The organism is Calidithermus chliarophilus DSM 9957, assembly GCF_000430045.1.
GTDB classification, from domain to species: Bacteria; Deinococcota; Deinococci; order Deinococcales; family Thermaceae; genus Calidithermus; species Calidithermus chliarophilus.
The window spans coordinates 1,381,047-1,397,282 of the sequence record NZ_KE387023.1 but is presented as its reverse complement, the minus strand read 5'-3'; the positions used below and the strand labels follow the sequence as shown (position 1 = coordinate 1,397,282).

At 68.1% G+C, this 16,236-nt stretch carries 15 protein-coding genes; 10 read left to right on the top strand and 5 right to left on the bottom strand.

Annotation, left to right across the window (positions count from 1 at the left end; genetic code table 11):
- Nucleotides 1-113: 113 nt before the first annotated feature.
- From MEICH_RS0106740 to MEICH_RS0106705, 8 genes are all read left to right on the top strand, one after another.
- A complete protein-coding gene (locus tag MEICH_RS0106740) occupies nucleotides 114-1,031 on the top strand; it encodes a LysR family transcriptional regulator (protein ID WP_027891983.1) in 918 nt (305 codons plus the stop codon).
- Between the two features lie 509 nt (nucleotides 1,032-1,540).
- Nucleotides 1,541-2,719: an ABC transporter substrate-binding protein gene (locus tag MEICH_RS0106735; protein WP_036218420.1), complete on the top strand. Its 1,179-nt coding sequence runs from the start codon at nucleotides 1,541-1,543 to the stop codon at nucleotides 2,717-2,719.
- Nucleotides 2,720-2,787: 68 nt separating this feature from the next.
- Nucleotides 2,788-3,780 (top strand): ABC transporter ATP-binding protein, encoded by a 993-nt coding sequence (locus MEICH_RS0106730; protein ID WP_027891981.1) that lies wholly within the window; start codon nucleotides 2,788-2,790, stop codon nucleotides 3,778-3,780.
- Complete coding sequence (locus tag MEICH_RS0106725; RefSeq protein ID WP_027891980.1) at nucleotides 3,777-4,712, top strand: ABC transporter permease; 936 nt, start codon at nucleotides 3,777-3,779, stop codon at nucleotides 4,710-4,712. Before MEICH_RS0106730 ends, MEICH_RS0106725 begins: the two co-directional genes overlap by 4 nt.
- A gap of 17 nt (nucleotides 4,713-4,729) precedes the next feature.
- Entirely contained in the window at nucleotides 4,730-5,539 is an 810-nt protein-coding gene (locus tag MEICH_RS0106720) for an ABC transporter permease (protein WP_027891979.1), read from the top strand.
- Between the two features lie 88 nt (nucleotides 5,540-5,627).
- Nucleotides 5,628-7,052, top strand: coding sequence for a gamma-aminobutyraldehyde dehydrogenase (locus MEICH_RS0106715; protein ID WP_027891978.1), 1,425 nt, complete (start codon nucleotides 5,628-5,630; stop codon nucleotides 7,050-7,052).
- A gap of 345 nt (nucleotides 7,053-7,397) precedes the next feature.
- Nucleotides 7,398-8,738 carry an MATE family efflux transporter gene (locus MEICH_RS0106710; RefSeq protein WP_027891977.1) on the top strand — a complete coding sequence of 447 codons (1,341 nt, stop codon included), beginning with the start codon at nucleotides 7,398-7,400 and terminating at the stop codon, nucleotides 8,736-8,738.
- Between the two features lie 11 nt (nucleotides 8,739-8,749).
- On the top strand, nucleotides 8,750-9,292 hold the full coding sequence (locus tag MEICH_RS0106705; protein ID WP_036218411.1) for a GNAT family N-acetyltransferase: 543 nt from the start codon (nucleotides 8,750-8,752) through the stop codon (nucleotides 9,290-9,292).
- Nucleotides 9,293-9,479: 187 nt separating this feature from the next.
- Here the strand turns inward: MEICH_RS0106705 and MEICH_RS0106700 are convergent, their stop codons facing one another.
- Nucleotides 9,480-10,148, bottom strand: a complete 669-nt coding sequence (locus tag MEICH_RS0106700) for an anti-sigma factor (RefSeq protein WP_027891975.1) — start codon at nucleotides 10,146-10,148, stop codon at nucleotides 9,480-9,482.
- Entirely contained in the window at nucleotides 10,138-10,698 is a 561-nt protein-coding gene (locus tag MEICH_RS0106695) for a sigma-70 family RNA polymerase sigma factor (protein ID WP_027891974.1), read from the bottom strand. Before MEICH_RS0106695 ends, MEICH_RS0106700 begins: the two co-directional genes overlap by 11 nt.
- 168 nt (nucleotides 10,699-10,866) lie before the next feature.
- On the opposite strand from MEICH_RS0106695, the gene MEICH_RS0106690 reads away from it, so the two are divergent.
- Nucleotides 10,867-11,319 (top strand): CHRD domain-containing protein, encoded by a 453-nt coding sequence (locus tag MEICH_RS0106690; RefSeq protein ID WP_084542209.1) that lies wholly within the window; start codon nucleotides 10,867-10,869, stop codon nucleotides 11,317-11,319.
- 45 nt (nucleotides 11,320-11,364) lie between these two features.
- On the opposite strand, the gene MEICH_RS0106685 is transcribed toward MEICH_RS0106690, so the two are convergent.
- Nucleotides 11,365-12,288: a M23 family metallopeptidase gene (locus MEICH_RS0106685; RefSeq protein ID WP_027891972.1), complete on the bottom strand. Its 924-nt coding sequence runs from the start codon at nucleotides 12,286-12,288 to the stop codon at nucleotides 11,365-11,367.
- Nucleotides 12,289-12,495: 207 nt separating this feature from the next.
- Here MEICH_RS0106685 and MEICH_RS0106680 point away from each other — a divergent pair, with 207 nt between their 5' ends.
- Nucleotides 12,496-13,266: a PaaX family transcriptional regulator gene (locus tag MEICH_RS0106680; protein WP_027891971.1), complete on the top strand. Its 771-nt coding sequence runs from the start codon at nucleotides 12,496-12,498 to the stop codon at nucleotides 13,264-13,266.
- 155 nt (nucleotides 13,267-13,421) lie between these two features.
- Here MEICH_RS0106680 and MEICH_RS0106675 read toward each other — a convergent pair whose 3' ends face one another.
- Both MEICH_RS0106675 and MEICH_RS0106670 read right to left on the bottom strand, forming a co-directional pair.
- Complete coding sequence (locus MEICH_RS0106675) at nucleotides 13,422-13,730, bottom strand: hypothetical protein (RefSeq protein ID WP_027891970.1); 309 nt, start codon at nucleotides 13,728-13,730, stop codon at nucleotides 13,422-13,424.
- A gap of 44 nt (nucleotides 13,731-13,774) precedes the next feature.
- Nucleotides 13,775-16,126 (bottom strand): PKD domain-containing protein, encoded by a 2,352-nt coding sequence (locus MEICH_RS0106670; protein ID WP_157202641.1) that lies wholly within the window; start codon nucleotides 16,124-16,126, stop codon nucleotides 13,775-13,777.
- Nucleotides 16,127-16,236 lie beyond the last annotated feature (110 nt).

Below are 16,236 nucleotides of genomic sequence, written 5' to 3'. Positions count from 1 at the left end.
TGCTAAGGGGGGTAAACAAGGGGCGTTTGGCATTTAGCTATCGGCTATCAGCTATCGACCATCGACCATCGACCACCGCCGTATACTGGGTATCGGCAAAACCGATTCCCGCCATGCAGATCTCGCTCAAGCAACTGGTCTACTTCATCGCCGTGGCCGAGGCAGGGTCCATCTCGCGTGCCCTGGCTTCGCTGGACGTGGCGCAGTCGGTAGTGACTGAAGCGATCAAGAAGCTCGAGGAAAGCCTGGGGACCCAGCTCTTCAACCGGCACGCGCGGGGGATGGTGCTCACCCACGCGGGGCATCAGTTTTTGCGGCACGCCCACGAGGTGCTGGCCGCCCTGCGCAACGCCGAGCAGGCCATCCGCGAACGCCCCGACACCATGACCGGGCGGCTCAACCTGGGGGTGAGCAGCCTGGTCACGGCCTACTACCTCCCCTACCTCCTCGACCGCTTCGAGCGGGTCTTCCCGGGCGTGGAGGTGCTGCTCGTCGAGGACCGGCGCGGCTACATCGAGCACCTGCTCATCAACGGCGAGCTCGACGTGGCGATCATGAACGTCTCGAGCGTGGACAAGCAGGCCTTGGAGACCCGCACCCTGCTGCGCGCGCCCTGGCGGGTGTGGCTGCCCTCCAACCACCCCCTGCTCAAGCGGGAGGCCGTCGCGCTCGAGGAGCTCCAGAGCGAGCGGCTGCTGGTGCTCAAGAACGACGAGCTCGACGAGGTGACCCAGCAGGTGCACCGGCTGGCCGGATACCCCAAGATCACCGTGCGCACCGAGTCCATCGAGGCCATGCGCAGCCTGGTGGCCGTGGGCATCGGCGTGGCCGTGCTGCCCCACCTGATGTACCGCCCCTGGTCGCTCGAGGGCGACCGCCTGGAGTCACGCCCCCTCACCGGCGAGTTGCCCCGCCTCGAGATCGGCGTGGCCTGGCGCAAGGGCAGCGAGCTCTCCGAGACCGCCCGGCAGTTTTTGGTGATCGTGGGGGAGCACTCGAGGCTGCACCAGTACACGGAGGAGTTGGCGTGAGGGGGGCGGGGGTCGTGTTCCTGCGTACGGCGTCGTACGTCCTGCGTCGTAGGCCGATAGCTCATAGCCGATAGCCGATAGCTAAACGCAAAACGCGAGACGCAAGACGCCTTGGCCCTCGACCCTGGACCCTCGACGGCGGCGGGAGGGGTAATACCAGATTCGGTCAGTTCGTCACCGAACGGTGACGAACTGACCCGACCGAAGGGATACGCTTTCTTCGCCGGCCGTCAGGGAGGGGTGTGCTCTAGGATTCAAAAAGATAGCCTCCAGGGTTCTGGGTTGGATGATTATCTTTTTGAATCCGGTATAACTACGAGCAACACGCTTACCGCTGACGGCTGTCCGCTCCTCATCCATCGTTTCCCCCGATAACTGCCATATCCTCAGCTTTCTTGTTCCCGTCCCGGGGTGGTGCGTATGCTACCCCGCAGCACGACAACGTTGTTCGACCGGGCCCGGGCTTGCTCGAGGCATCGGTGTTGTGGCTCATGGCATAGGAGGAAGGCATGAGAAGAAAAGCGTGGTTGTGGGCATTAGGCGCGGTTTCGCTGGCGGTGGCGGGCGGGCTGGTGATGGCCCAGATCCCGGCCAGCCGGGCGCAGCAGTCCATCGGCAAGCTCGAGGGCCAGCTCAACATCCTGGCCTGGCCGGGCTACGTGGAAAACGGCTCCACCGACAAGAGCGCTGACTGGGTGACCCCGTTCGAGCAGGCGACGGGCTGCAAGGTCAACGTCAAGGTCTTCAGCTCCTCCGACGAGGCGGTGCGCCTGATGAACCAGGGCGGCTACGACCTCGTGACCGCCTCCGGCGACGCCACCCAGCGCCTGATCTCGGGCAACGTGGTGGTGCCCATCAACTACAAGCTCATCCCCAACACCGTCAACCTCGACAAGCGCCTCATCGGGGCGCCGTGGTACACCGTCAACGGCGTGCCTTACGGCGTGCCCTACCAGTTCGGCGTCAACGTGCTGGCCTACAACACCAAGGTCTTCCCCAAGCCCCCCACCACCTGGGCCATCGTCTTCAAGGAGATGACCCTCCCCGACGGCAAGAGCAACAAGGGCCGCATCCAGGCCTACTACGGCCCCATCTACGTCGCCGACGCCGCGCTCTTCCTGATGAAGACCCGCCCCGAGCTCGGCATCAAGGACCCCTACGAGCTCAACGAGCGGCAGTACCAGGAAGTGCTCAAGCTGCTGCGCCAGCAGCGGGCCATCCTGCAGCGCTACTGGAACGACGCCAACGCCCAGGTGCAGGACTTCACCAACGAGGGCGTGGTGGCCTCGACCACCTGGATCTTCCAGGTCAACACCCTCAAGGCCAACGACCAACCCATCGACTGGGTGGTGCCCAAGGAAGGGGCCACCGGCTGGGCCGACACCACCATGCTCGCGGCCAAGGCCAAGAACCCCAACTGCGCCTACAAGTGGCTCGACTGGCAGCTCACGCCCAAGGTGCAGGCCGACATCGCCGGCTGGTTCGGCTCCAACCCCGTGGTGCCCAAAGGCTGCACGGTGAGCGGCTCGCTGCTGGCCGCCGACGGCTGCCAGAAGCAGGGCTACTTCGACTTCGACAACATCTGGTTCTGGCGCACCCCCACCACCCAGTGCAAGACCCAGAACAACAAGTGCGTGCCCTATAGCCGCTGGGTGAGCGACTACATCGCCATCCAGGGAGGCAGATAGCCCACACGTCGGTGGTCGGTCGTCCGTATTTAGCTATCGGCGATCGACCACCGACCATCGACGCCTCTATGTCCAACGCCGTCGAGCTGATCAACCTTTCCTGCCACTTTGGGCCCGTGCGGGCCGTGGACGGGGTGGACCTCGAGGTCCGCCCCGGGGAGTTCTTCTCCATGCTGGGGCCTTCGGGCTCGGGCAAGACCACCTGCCTGCGCCTGATCGGGGGTTTCGAGCAGCCCAGCGCCGGGGCCATCCGGCTCTTCGGGCAGGACGCCGGCCGCCTGCCGCCCTACGCCCGCGACGTGAACACCGTCTTCCAGGACTACGCGCTGTTCCCGCACATGAACGTGCGCGACAACGTGGCCTACGCGCTGATGGTGCGCGGGGTGGGCAGGGCCGAGCGCTACCGCCGGGCCGAGGAGATGCTCGAGCAAGTCAAGCTCGCGGGCTTCGGTGACCGGCGGCCGGGCCAGCTCTCGGGCGGGCAGCGGCAGCGGGTCGCGCTGGCGCGCGCGCTCATCAACCAGCCCAAGCTGCTGCTGCTCGACGAGCCCTTAGGCGCCCTCGACCTCAAGCTGCGCGAGGAGATGCAGATCGAGCTCAAGGCCCTCCAGCGCAGCCTGGGCATCACCTTCATCTACGTCACCCACGACCAGAGCGAGGCCCTTTCGATGAGCGACCGGGTGGCGGTGTTCAACCAGGGGCGCATCGAGCAGCTCGACACGCCCAAGCGGCTCTACGAATACCCCCGCACCGAGTTCGTGGCCCGCTTCGTGGGGAGCGCCAACGTGCTCGAGGGCTCCGCCATCGGGCTCGAGGGTAAGTACGCCCTGCGCCCCGAGCGCATCCGCGTGCAGGCCGGGCACCACGGCGGCCCCAACTGCCTGGCGGGTGAGCTGCTCGACGTGCACTACCTCGGCTCGCAGACCCGCTACGAGGTGCGGGTGGGCAACCAGCGCCTCACCGCCATCGCCTCCTCCGACGAGCAGGAGCTTCCCATCGGCGGCCCGGTGACGCTGGGCTGGGAGCCCTCGGCGCTGCGGGAGCTGGAGGTGGCGCGGTGAGCGTGTCCCTCCCGGCCAAGACCCTGCGGCGGCGAGTCTCCGACCTGTTCTACCTCCGCCCGCGCTTCCTGCTGCTCTTGTTGCTGATCCCGCCGCTGTTGTGGCTGGGCATCATCTACCTGGGCTCGCTGTTCAACCTGCTGCTCTACAGCTTCTACTCGCTCAACGACTTCACCGGGCAGGTCGAGTACCGCTTCTCGCTGTCGGCCTTCGGGCAGCTCTTCTCCTCGCCGGCCAACATCGACATCGTCGTGCGCACCACGCTCATGGCCCTGGCCGTGACGCTGGCCTGCGCCGTGATCGCCTTCCCCATCGCCTACTACATCGCCTTCTACACGCGGGGCGGCAGCAAGACCTTCTGGTACTTGATGGTGCTGCTGCCGCTGTGGTCGAGCTACCTGATCAAGGTGTACGCCTGGCGACTGATCCTGGCGAGCGAGGGCGTGGTGAGCTGGTTCTTCGACGCGCTGGGGCTGGGGTGGCTGCTGGAGGGCCTCCTCAGCGTGCCGGTGGTGGGGGGCACCAGCCTCTCCAACAGCTACCTGGGGATGTTCCTGGTGTTCACCTACATCTGGCTGCCCTACATGATCCTGCCGATCATCGCGGCGCTGGAGCGCGTCCCCAAGTCGCTGGTGCAGGCCTCCGCCGACCTCGGGGCCAGGCCGCGCCAGACCTTCTGGAAGGTGATCTGGCCGCTGACCGTGCCGGGGGTGGCCGCCGGCTCGATCTTCACCTTCTCGCTGACGCTGGGCGACTACATCATCCCGCAGGTGGTGGGCCAGCCCGGCTTCTTCATCGGGCAGATGGTGTACGTGCAGCAGGGCACGGCGGGCAACCTGCCGCTGGCCGCCGCCTTCTCGGTGGTGCCGGTGGTGATCATCGCCGTCTACCTGCTGGTCGTGCGCCGGATGGGGGCGTTCAATGCGCTGTAGCGTGCCTGGAGGCAGCCATGCCGAATAAGCCCTCCCTCGGCCTGCGCCTGGCGTTCTGGGCGGGAATGCTGTTTTTGCACTTCCCCATCGTCATCATCGTGCTCTACGCGCTCACCACCGAGGACCGCACGTACCGCTTCCCGCCGCCGGGGCTGACGCTGAAGTGGTTCGGGGAGGCCCTCGAGCGGCAGGACATGTGGCGGGCGCTGCTGTTGTCGCTGCAGGTGGCGGGGATGGCGACGTTCATCGCCCTGGTCCTGGGGACGATGGTGGCGGCGGCCATGTACCGCTTCCAGTTCCGGGGCAAGGACGCCATCACCCTGCTGCTGATCCTGCCCATCGCCCTGCCGGGCATCCTCACCGGCATCGCGCTGCTCACCACCTTCAAGCGGCTGGCCCTCGAGCCCGGCTTCTGGACCATCGTCATCGGGCACGCCACCTTCTGCATCGTGACCGTCTACAACAACGTGGTGGCGCGCTTCCGCCGCACCGGCTACTCGCAGGTCGAGGCCAGCATGGACCTCGGGGCCGACTGGTTTCGCACCTGGCGCTTCGTGGTGCTGCCCAGCATCGCCACCGCGCTGCTGGCCGGGGGCATGCTCTCCTTCGCCCTCTCCTTCGACGAGGTCATCGTCACCACCTTCACCGCCGCCGACCAGAAGACCCTGCCCATCTGGTTCCTCAACGAGCTCTTCCGGCCCAGGGAGCGCCCTGTGACCAACGTGGTCGCGGTGTTCGTGATGCTCATAACCTTCCTGCCCATCGTGCTCGCGCAGTGGCTCACCCGCGACACCGACGACCTGCACGGGGGCGGGAAGACGAGCTGAGTGACGCCCGACGCCAAACGCCGGAGGACGCCCCTACACCCGTCGTCCTCAACCCCGTACCCGCTCATAGCTGAAAGGAGTTTTACCCATGCAGATCAAGCAACTCATCAACGGCGAGTTCGTTCTGGGGGAGGGGGCCCCCTACGAGATCCTCAACCCCGCGACCGGGGAGGCCCTCACCAAGGTGCCTGAGGCCTCGCTCGAGCAGGTCAAGGCCGCCGTGGCCGCCGCCGAGGCCGCCTTCGACGCCTGGTCGCAGACGACGCCCAAGGACCGCTCGCTGTTGTTGCTGAAGCTGGCCGACAGGATCGAGGAGGGGGCCGAGGAGTTCGCGCGGCTCGAGTCGCTCAACTGCGGCAAGCCCTACCTGGCCGTGCTCAACGACGAAATTCCCGCCATCTCCGACTGCTTCCGCTTCTTCGCGGGGGCGGCGCGGGCCATGACGGGGGCGGTGGCCGGGGAGTACCTGGCGGGGCATACCAGCATGATCCGGCGCGACCCCATCGGGGTGGTGGCCTCCATCGCGCCGTGGAACTACCCGCTGATGATGGCGGCCTGGAAGCTGGGCCCGGTGCTGGCGGCGGGCAACACCAGCGTGATCAAGCCCTCCGAGCAGACCCCCCTCACCACGCTCAAGCTGGCCGAACTGCTGGCCGAGCTCTTCCCGCCCGGCGTGGTCAACGTGATCACCGGCGTGGGCGAGACGGTGGGCTCGGCCCTGATCCACCAGCCCCAGGTGCGCATGATCTCGCTCACCGGTGACGTGGCGACGGGCAAGCGGGTGCTCGAGGCCGCGACCTCCAGCCTCAAGCGCACCCACCTGGAACTCGGCGGCAAGGCCCCCGTGATCGTGATGGACGACGCCGACCTCGAGGCCGCCGTGGAGGGCATCAAGGTCTTCGGCTACTACAACGCGGGCCAGGACTGCACCGCCGCCTGCCGGGTCTACGCCGGGGCCGGCATCTACGACAGGTTCGTGGCCGAGCTCTCCGACGCGGTGAGCCGCATCAAGGTGGGCAGCCAGAACGAGGACGGGGTGGAGATGGGCCCCCTCATCACCGAGCGGCAGCGCTCGCGCGTGGCTAGCTTCGTGGAGCGGGCCAAGATGCAGAAGCACATCGAGGTCACGGCAGGGGGCAGGCCGGGGCCGGGCAAGGGCTTCTTCTACGAGCCCACCGTGATCGCCGGGGCCCAGCAGGACGACGAGATCGTGCGGCGCGAGGTGTTCGGGCCGGTAGTGAGCGTCACCCGCTTCACCGACACCGAGCAGGCCATCGCCTGGGCCAACGACTCCGACTACGGCCTGGCTTCTTCGGTCTGGACCCGCGACGTGGGCAAGGCCATGCGCATCGCCAGCCGCCTGCAGTACGGCTGCACCTGGATCAACACCCACTTCATGCTGGTCAACGAGATGCCCCACGGCGGGCTCAAGCAGTCGGGCTACGGCAAGGACATGAGCATGTACGCGCTCGAGGACTACACCGTGGTGCGGCACGTGATGGTGAAGCATTGAGTTGGCGATGGTCGATAGCCAATAGCTGATAGCTGATAGCTGATAGCCGATGGCCGAACGCTAAGCGCGGGTCGTACATCGTACGCAATACGCAAAACGCCGTTTGTTTACCCCCCTTAGCAAGGGGGGCTAGGGGGGATACCCCCTCCCCGCGCGCGGGGAGGGACGGGGTGGGGTAAGCACAGGCCACTAGCTGACGGCTGACCGCTGATGGCTGATGGCTGAACACCAAGCACAGGGGCGGGTCCCGTGCCCGCCCTTCCTCCTGCCCTCGTCGCGAGGTTGGTCCCTTATCGCCACCTCGATCACTTTGCCCCCGGCCCGCGGTGGTAGTGTGGCAAGGTTATGAGCCCTGAAACGCGCCGCGAGATTTTCAAGATCGCCATTCCGGTGAGCCTCGAGTCCTCCTTCCAACTGGTGCTGGGCTTCATCAACCAGGTCATCGTGGGCATCCTGGGCACGGCCACCATCGCGGCGGTGGGGCTGTCCAACAACGTGATGTTCATCGGCATCCTCTGCTTGAGCACGCTGGGCTCGGGGTGCGCGATACTGGCCTCGAGGGCCCGCGGCGCGGGGGACGGCGTAATGGTGGCGCGCATCTCGAGCTTCTCCCTGGTCTTCGCCACCCTGCTCTCGCTGCTGCTGGCCCTGCCGCTGGCGCTCTTCGCCGGGCCGTTCCTGCGCGGCGTGGGCGCCAACCCCGAGATCGCCGAGATCGGGGCGCCGTTCCTGGCCCTCATCGCCTTCACCCTGCCGCTCATCACCGCCAGCACGGTGGCGAGTTCGGTCTTCCGCACCGTCGGGGAGGCGCGGCTGCCCATGACGGTGACGATGATCGCGCTGGCCCTCACCCCGCTGCTCTCCTGGCTGCTGGTGCTGCCGCTGGGGCTGGGGGCGGTGGGGGCCGCCATCGCCGCCCTGACCGCGCAGGGCTTGCGGGCGCTGACGCTGGTGGGGTTTTTGTTCTTCAGCCGCTGGGGCATCGCCTGGAACTGGCCCGACCTGGGCCAAGCCCGGCAGATCCTGGGCCGCATGGTGCCGCTGGTGCTGCCGCTGTTCATCACCGAGATCGTCTTCAGCGGGGGCTCCTTCCTCTTCGCGCTGCTCTTCGAGCGGCTGGGCACCGCCGAGCTGGCGGTGTTCCAGATCGCCAACACCCTCGAGGGCGTGTTCATCACGGCCTCGCTGGGGTTCAACGTGGCCGCGACCATCCTGGTGGCCCAGGCCATCGGGCGGCGCGACGACGGGGGCACCTGGCGCGTGGCGGGGGCCATCTGGCGCATCGGCCTGCTGAGCGCGGCGGCCTTCGGGCTGCTGATGGCCCTGAGCAGCCTGCTGCTGCCCTTGCTCTACCCCAACACCAGCCCCCAGGTGCAGCAGTGGGCGGTGTGGGCGGTGCTGCTCAACGCGCTGTTCCAGCCGGTCAAGGTCTCCAACATGATCTTCTTCGGCGTGCTCAGCAGCGGGGGCGACACCCGCTACCTGCTGCTCTCCGACTTCGTGACGGTGTTCGTGGTGGGGCTGCCGCTGGCCTACTGGCTGGGGTTTGGCCTGGGGCTGGGGCTGTGGGGTATATTCCTGGGAAGGCTGCTGGGTGAGGAGCTGGTGCGCATCAGCATGTTCGTGCTGCGCTACCGCACGGGCCGCTGGTTCCGCCTCGAGGCCCAACCCGCACCCCAGGCTTGAAGAGGTCAGCCATGCTGGTAGGAACCGCCGAAATCCGCGTGCTCACCGAGGCCGACGCCGAGGCCTTCCATGCTTTGCGCCTGCGGGCGCTGGAGGAAGAGCCCCTGGCCTTCGGCCGCTCGGCCGAGGAGTACCGCGACACGCCGCTGGAACAGGTCGCCCGCCGGCTCCAGGAGTGGCCCGAGGGCAACTTCACACTTGGGGCCTTCGAGGGCGGGCAGTTGGTGGGCATCGTGGGCTTCGTGCGCAGCGACGGGCCCAAGATGCAGCACAAGGGCACCGTCTGGGGCATGTACGTCGCCCCCGAAGCCCGCGGCAAGGGCCTGGCGAAGGCCCTGCTGGTGCAGCTACTGGGCCGAGTCGCCCAGTACGGCGGCCTCGAGCAGGTCCACCTCGCCGTGGCCACGCCCCAGGAAGCGGCCCGCAGGCTCTACCGCAGCTTGGGCTTCCAGGTGTGGGGGCTCGAGCACCAGGCGCTCAAGGTGGGCAGCACCTACGTGGACGAGGAGCACATGGTGTTGTTCTTGGGCGTGCGGGATGGTGATGGCGGGTAGCTGGTGGTCGATAGCCTATAGCCGATAGCCCATAGCCCATAGCTAAAAGCAAAACGCCCCTTCTTTACCCCCCTTAACAAGGGGGGCTAGGGGGGATATTCCCTCCCTGCCGGCAGGGAGGGGTTCCTTTTTCACCACGAGCCACTAGCTACAAGCTGACGGCTGATAGCTGACCGCTGCCCGCCCCTCAAAGCTTCGGCAACGCCCGGATGTCCGTAGGCGTCTGGCTTCCCCCGCCCGGCTCCTCGGAGATGGCGAGGGCAACGGCGGGTGAGGGCAGTTTCAGTGTGACCACGCGGCCGCGGAAGGTCTCGAGGGGGATCGGCTGGGCTACGGTGCCGCCTACGCCCCAGGCCTGGTAGACCTTGCCTGGGGCAGGGCGCGGGAGGTTGAGCACCATCAGGGTCTGGCGGTCGGGGCGCACGAGGGCGCGGCCCACGGTGTTGCCCTGGGCGTCGACCAGGGTGACGAGGCGGGACTGGGGGTCGCCCAGGGCCTGCACCCAGCCCCAGCCCAGGCTGCCCACCCAGGCCACTACCAGCAAGGCCGCGGCGGCGACGGCGGGGGCCAGCCAGCGCAGGGGCCTGACCCGGCGGCGGACGGGCGGGAGGGGGATGGGCGCGGGGAAGGCGTCGGGGGGTGGCAGGGAGGCCAGCACCCGCTCCTCGAGCCCCTCCGGCAGCGGCTCGGGGGGCAGGGCCAGGGCCAGGTCGGCGGCGGCGGCCTGCAACTCCCGTAGCTCGGCCTGGAGCTGGGGGGAGGCCCCCAGGGCTGCCTCCACCCGGGCCCGCTCCTCGGGGGAGAGCGCGTCCAGGGCGTACAGCGGCAGGAGCTCGCGGGCTTCCTCAGGCTTCACCCAGCACCTCCCTCAGCTTCTCCAGCGCGCGGCGCGCACGGGTCTTGAGCGTCCCCAGCGGGATCCCCAGGCGCTCGGCGGCCTCGCCGTGGGCGTAGCCCTGGTAGTAGAGCACCTCGATGACGCGGCGCTCGTCGGGCGAGAGGGCGGCCAAAGCCCGCTGGATGCGGACGCGGTCCAGGGCGCCCCCCTCGTCGAGGCCGGGGCCCGGCAGGTCGAAGGCCTCGAGCTCCTCCTCGTCGCGGGCGGGCTCGAGGGCTTTGGGGCGGGCCGCGTCCCGGCGCACCAGGTCCACCGCCATGTGGTGGGCCACCGCTAGCAGCCAACTGCGGGCCTGGGTTTTGCGGGGGTCGAAGCTGGCCGCCCCCCGCCAGATGCGCTGAAACACCTCCTGCACACAGTCCTCCCGTGCCGCCGCGTCCAGGCCCATGCGCTTGGCCAGGGCCAGCACCGACCCCGCGTACCGCCGGTAGAGCCACCGCAGCGCCTCCTCGTCCCCGCGGGCCACCAGGGCCAGCAGAGCTTCGTCGGAGAAGTGCTCGAGGCTCATGCGGGCACACTTTACCATACGTAGTGCCCCTTCCCGGCGGATTGGAACAGGCTCCGGCGGCGTTACCGCGAGGGGTTAAGTTAAGCGCTTTTGAAGTTTCTCGAAGAACCCTCCCATTTCAAATCTAAGCTTTACCTGGCTCACGTACGGTGAGATCGGAGGTGAACGATGCGAAAGACATTCGGAATCGTCGGATTGCTGGCTCTTACCCTGGCCCTGGGCGCTTGCACCCAGACCACCACGGCCACCTACAAGAGCGAGCTCAAAGGGCAGAACGAGAACCCGCCGGTCGTCACCAGCGCCACGGGCACGGCTACCGCGACCCTCCGGGCGGACGGCACGCTGGTGATCAACGGCAGCTTCAAGGACCTCAGCTCCCAGCTCGCCACCGCGGTCGGGGGCGGGGTACACCTGCACATCGGCGCTCCCGGCGTCAACGGCGAAGTGGTGAGTGCCCTGAGCGTCCAGGCCGCCTCCGACCTGCTCAGCGGCACCTTCAGCGGCGAGGTCAAGCTCGACGCCGAGCAGAAGGCCGCGCTCGAGGCCGGCAACCTCTACATCAACGTGCACAGCGTCACCCACACCAGCGGCGAGATCCGCGGCCAGTTGGTGAAGCAGTAAGCCCGGCCAAACCCGGAACCCGGCCTCAGGGGCCGGGTTCTCCCTTTAGCGCGAGGCCCGCGCGAAGACGTAGGCCTGGGGGTCTACGGCCAGGCCGTAGCGGAACACCGAGTAGTGCAGGTGGGGGCCGGTGGAACGCCCGGTGGAGCCCACCTGGCCGAGCATCTGGCCCATGCGCACGCGCTGGCCCTGGCTCACGGCGAGGCTCGAGAGGTGGCCGTAGAGGGTGCGGTAGCCGTTGTTGTGGTCGAGCAGCACCATCAGGCCGAAGATGGGGTTCCAGCCCGCCTCCTCCACCACGCCCTGGGCGGTGGCGTAGACGGGGGTGCCGGCCGGGGCGGCGAGGTCGAGGCCGTTGTGGAACTCGAGGTTCCCCCCGCCGAAGGGGTTGCCGCGGTAGCCGAAGAGCGAGGTCACCCGGCTCGCCACCCGCAGCGGCGTGCCGCGGGGCTCGGTGAGGAGGATCTCGTCGGGGAGGGCGTTGGCGATGGACTGTTCGAGGTTCTCGAGCTCGTAACTGAAGGCCTCGGCCTGTACCCGCAGCTCGATGAGCAGGTCGCCGAGCTCCACCGGCTCCCCGGCGCCGCCCCTGGGCTCCTTGGGGTCCTGCGGGCGCGGCGGGGCGCTGGCGGGGTCGGGGAGGAGGCGCACCTTGGGCAGCCCGTTCTTGCTGCGCAGGCGGTTGATCTCCCCTTCCAGCGCCTGCAGGCTCTGGCGCATCTGCACGACCTCCAGGGCGTAGGCCTCGTTGCGGCTCCGCTCGGCGCGCAGCTCGAGCTGCAGCTTGCGGGCCTGCTGCATGAGCTGCTCGAGGCGGGCGTCCTGCTGCCCGGAGCGGCCCAGGCTGAGTCCGAGGTAGAGCACCATCCCGATCAGGAGGCCCCACCCCAGCACGAAGGCCCAAAGCGGCAGGCTGACTCCCTTGGAGAGCCACTGCGCAGGGCTGGAGCGGGGGCGCGACAGGCGCATCGCCCTACTTTACCGGTCGCCCCGCGTTACCCACGTGACGGACGAACCACCATGGCCGGTGTTAAAGCCTTCTTCACCTTCGCCCACGGCTTTCCCTGGAGCCAGAGCAGGTGCCGACGGGTTAGAATCGTCTTGAGCCAGGGCACAAACCCACGCTTTTGGGCCGGGGTGCTGGAAATCCGTGGGGCGTAGGGCTAGACTGACGCCATGCGGGCCCGGTCCTACCTCTTCACCCTCTACATGGAACACCTCTACCCGGAAAACCGGGCCTGGGTGGGGGATCTCATCCGCTGGATGGAGCTGTTGGAGTTCTCCGAGCCGGCGGTGCGGGCCGCGGTCTCGCGCAGCGTCAAGCGCGGCTGGATCATCCCCGAGCGCAGCGGCCGCAAGGCCTACTACCGCCTCTCGCCCCGCGTGGCCTGGCAGGTCGAGCAGGTGAGGGCACGGCTGTACAGCTACGGCGCTCCCTGGGACGGCCAGTGGCGCATCCTGGTCTACGCCGTGCCTGAGGCCAAGCGCACCGTGCGCGACCGCTTCCGCAACGAGCTGGTGCTGCTGGGCTACGGCACCCCCGCCCCCGGGGTGTGGGTCAGCCCCAACGGCAGCCTCGAGGCCGCCCGCGACCTGGTGGGCTTCTACGGCCTGCAAAACTACGTCGAGCTCTTCCAGGGCCAGCGCTTCTCCAGCACCGACCCCGTCGAGCTCATCGAGAAGTCCTTCGACCTTAAGGCCGCCCAGGTGCGCTACCGCGCCTTCCTGGCCCAGCCCGAGCCCAAAACCCAGACCCCCGAGGAGGCCTTCGTCGAGCTCACCCGCCTGGTCCACGAGGCCCGCAAGCTGCTCTTCCTCGACCCCGGCCTGCCCCCCGAGCTCACCCCCTCCGGCTTCCTGGGCCAGCGGGCCAAGGAGCGCTTCCTCGAGCTCTACCAGGCCCTCGCCCGCAAGGCCAGGCCGCTGCTGGCGAGCGCGGCGGACTGACCCGCATACGAGGCCCACCGCCGGGGGAGCCGCACCCTTCATCCCCGTCGCAGGCCGGGGCGCTCATGCTCGCCAGGGACGGCGCGGGGTCACCAGCGGTAGAGGAGGGCGGGGCGCGGGCTCGAGCCGCTCATGCGGTAGGGTCACCTCCAGCCTCACCGCCACGCGAAGAAGTACAGGTAGAAGCGCCAGCCGAAGAACAGGAGGTACAGCCCGGCCGCGAAGCCGTCCCCCTCGACCAGCCAGAACATCAGGGCCGGGAAGGCCACGCCGAAGAAGAGCGTGAGCCAGAAGGCCGCGTGGTAGGCCCGGGCGACCCGGCACGCCAGCGCCGCGCTGGTGTCCCGGTAGCGGTGGTAGAGCCCGCGCAGGGCGTCGACCAGGAAGATGCCGGCCACCGGCACCCAGATGAACGCGAAGCTGAGGTTGTACCACAACCAGAAGTCGGCGATCGGGCCTTTCATCAGATCGGGTCCATTCTAACAGAAATGATCCCTGGCCAGGGAGGTCAGGGCATACACAGGGGTGCCGTGACCGAGGTGGCGTAGGCGGTAGAGATGCTCAGGGTCGAGGCGTCCACCTGGCTGCCGCCCGGGAGCACTGTCCGGCCGCTGTACTCCTCGAACACGAACTCGGCGTTGGGCACGGCGGCCTCGAGGATGGGCCGGGCGCTGCCCTCGAGGTCGTCGGTCCGGATCTGCCCGCTGCCTAGGCTAATGCGCTCGGGAACACTCTGCACGAAGACCAGGCGGTTGCCCGGCAGGGGCGGGGACAGCACCGCGATGACGGCCGTGCCGGTCTCGTAGTTCGGGTCGTTGCTGCGAGCGCAGGCGAATACCCGGTTGTAGGCGCGCAGGGCCTGGCCGCCACGGACAATGAAGGCGAAATTGAGGGCATTGACGGCCAAATCCCCCGCCACATTGATCGAGCTGAACCACCCCGCAGCAATGTTTGTCCCCAGCACCCCCCCGACACTGACGAAGTAACCCCAGAAAATGCTGCTGAGGTCGGTGAGAGTGTTGGCGGCAGTCTGGGCGTAGAGTTGCAGTGCAATTCTGTAGTCGCTGAGCTGTTGGGCGCAACTGTTACAGCCACTCGTGGATGCCACGACCGCCGGCCCCGCTCTGTGGGTGAGCAACCCTAGCGACGACCTGAAGGCAGGGGCAGCGAGGACCGGCTCAAGGGCAGCGGCCAATTGCTCGGTAGTGGCACTTCTCACGCCGGTGATACGGGTGGTGCGGTTCTCCAGCAGGTTGGTCACGTCCGCCAGGTCGTTGTGCAGGTCGAAGGCGTAGCGCAGCGCGCCCATCACCCGCCCGCTCTCCACAGCGGCATTGACCAGGACAAACTCATAGATCGAGTCGGCGCGGAGGGGCTCGGGGACGAAGAGGGAGTAGTCACCCTGGCCGGAGGTGGAGGCCAGCGCCTCGGCAAGGTTGAAGCGCAAGCCGAGCGCCGAGACCGTCGGCAGGGCCAGCACCTTCTGCCAGGCTTGCTGCACCGCCGAACCCGGGAAGGGCACGAGGTAAGGCTGGGACTGCGGCGGGGTCACCTCGAGGGTCAGGCTCCGGGTAGCGGTGCCTCCCCTGCCGTCACTGGCCGTCAGGGTCACCGTGAACGCCCCGGCCGTATCCGGGGTATGGGTGATGGTGTTCGCGCTTCTGCAATCCCCCTGAACCGCCTGCCGGGTGCCGTTGCCCAGATCCATGGTACAGGTCAGGGCGTCACCGTCCGCGTCCGAGGTAACCCAGGAGAAGGCCACCGGCTGGCCGACCCCCACAGGGTTAGGATTGGCGGTGAAACTCGAGATCATCGGAGCCGTATTCGCAGGCGGGGAGCCAGCCGGCCTGGCGGTGGCTACCACGCCGCTGACGAAGAAGGAGTCCCCGCCGGTGAAGGCAATGCGGTCGGGGTCGCCGACTGGGGAGGAGAAGGTCACCCGCACCGAGCTGGCGCTGCCGGGCACGCCCTGCAGGGTGAGGGTGTCGATGCGCAGCTCGTCGCCGACGTTGTGGTTGCGGTAGGTCTGCTCGAGCGCCACCCCCCCGGCCTCGGCCCGCACCACCATCACCCGCTCGTCGGGCTCGGGCGCGGCGTCGGCCAGGATGAAGCTCACGTCCACCGCCCGGCCGGACGAGGCTGAGGGGAGGGGCAGGTCGAGGGAGTAGGTCACCCGGTCCTGACCCCACCACAAATCGGCGTGGGGGGCCGCGCCGCTGCTGGCGGGGGCGGAGGGGCTGGCGGGACGGAAGACCACCGCCTGCAAGCTGCGCGGGCTGTAGAAAGGCCGGTCGGGGTCGTCGTTGACCGCGCCATCCACCTGCGCGCTGAGGCTGAGCGGCTGGGTACAGCTCAGGTTGGCGAAGTCGTGCTCATAGTGCCAGCCGAACTCGGTGGTGTGGCTGGGCTCGGCCAGCTCGACCGGGGTGCTCTGGGTACCGCAGGTGAGGGTGAGGGTGACCTTGTAGGGCTGGCGGTACTGGGGGTAGGTCACCTCCGGCTCGTCGGTGCCGAGGCGGCTGCCGCCCTTGACCACCACCTGGGCCAGCACCCGCTTGGCGCTAGCGGGGTCGGGGATGGCCAGGGTGGCGGGGTTGGTGTTGGTGGGCGAGGAGGCCGGGGTGGTGCCCATCCCTACCCCCAGCAGCTCAGCGGCGTAGCCCTCGCTATGGCTCCACGCGACGGTGCCGGGGGCAGACTGGGCCGACAGGCCCCCTCCCCTGCGGCTGGGCTTGGACACGGCCGCGTCCGCCTGCGCGCCCCACGAGGCTGGCCGGGCCTTGGGGGCTTGGGTACACGCCGCCAGCAGACCGGGGGCGGCTAGGGCAAATAAGGCCAGTAGGGTATGCCAACGCTTCATGCAAGCGCCTCCTCTGGAGTCCCAGTTTTGGGTGGAAATAGGGCTTTAGGCCGTCAGTAACGGGCGAACCAAAGAATCACTCCCTTGGAACGGGTCTATTAATAACCTTC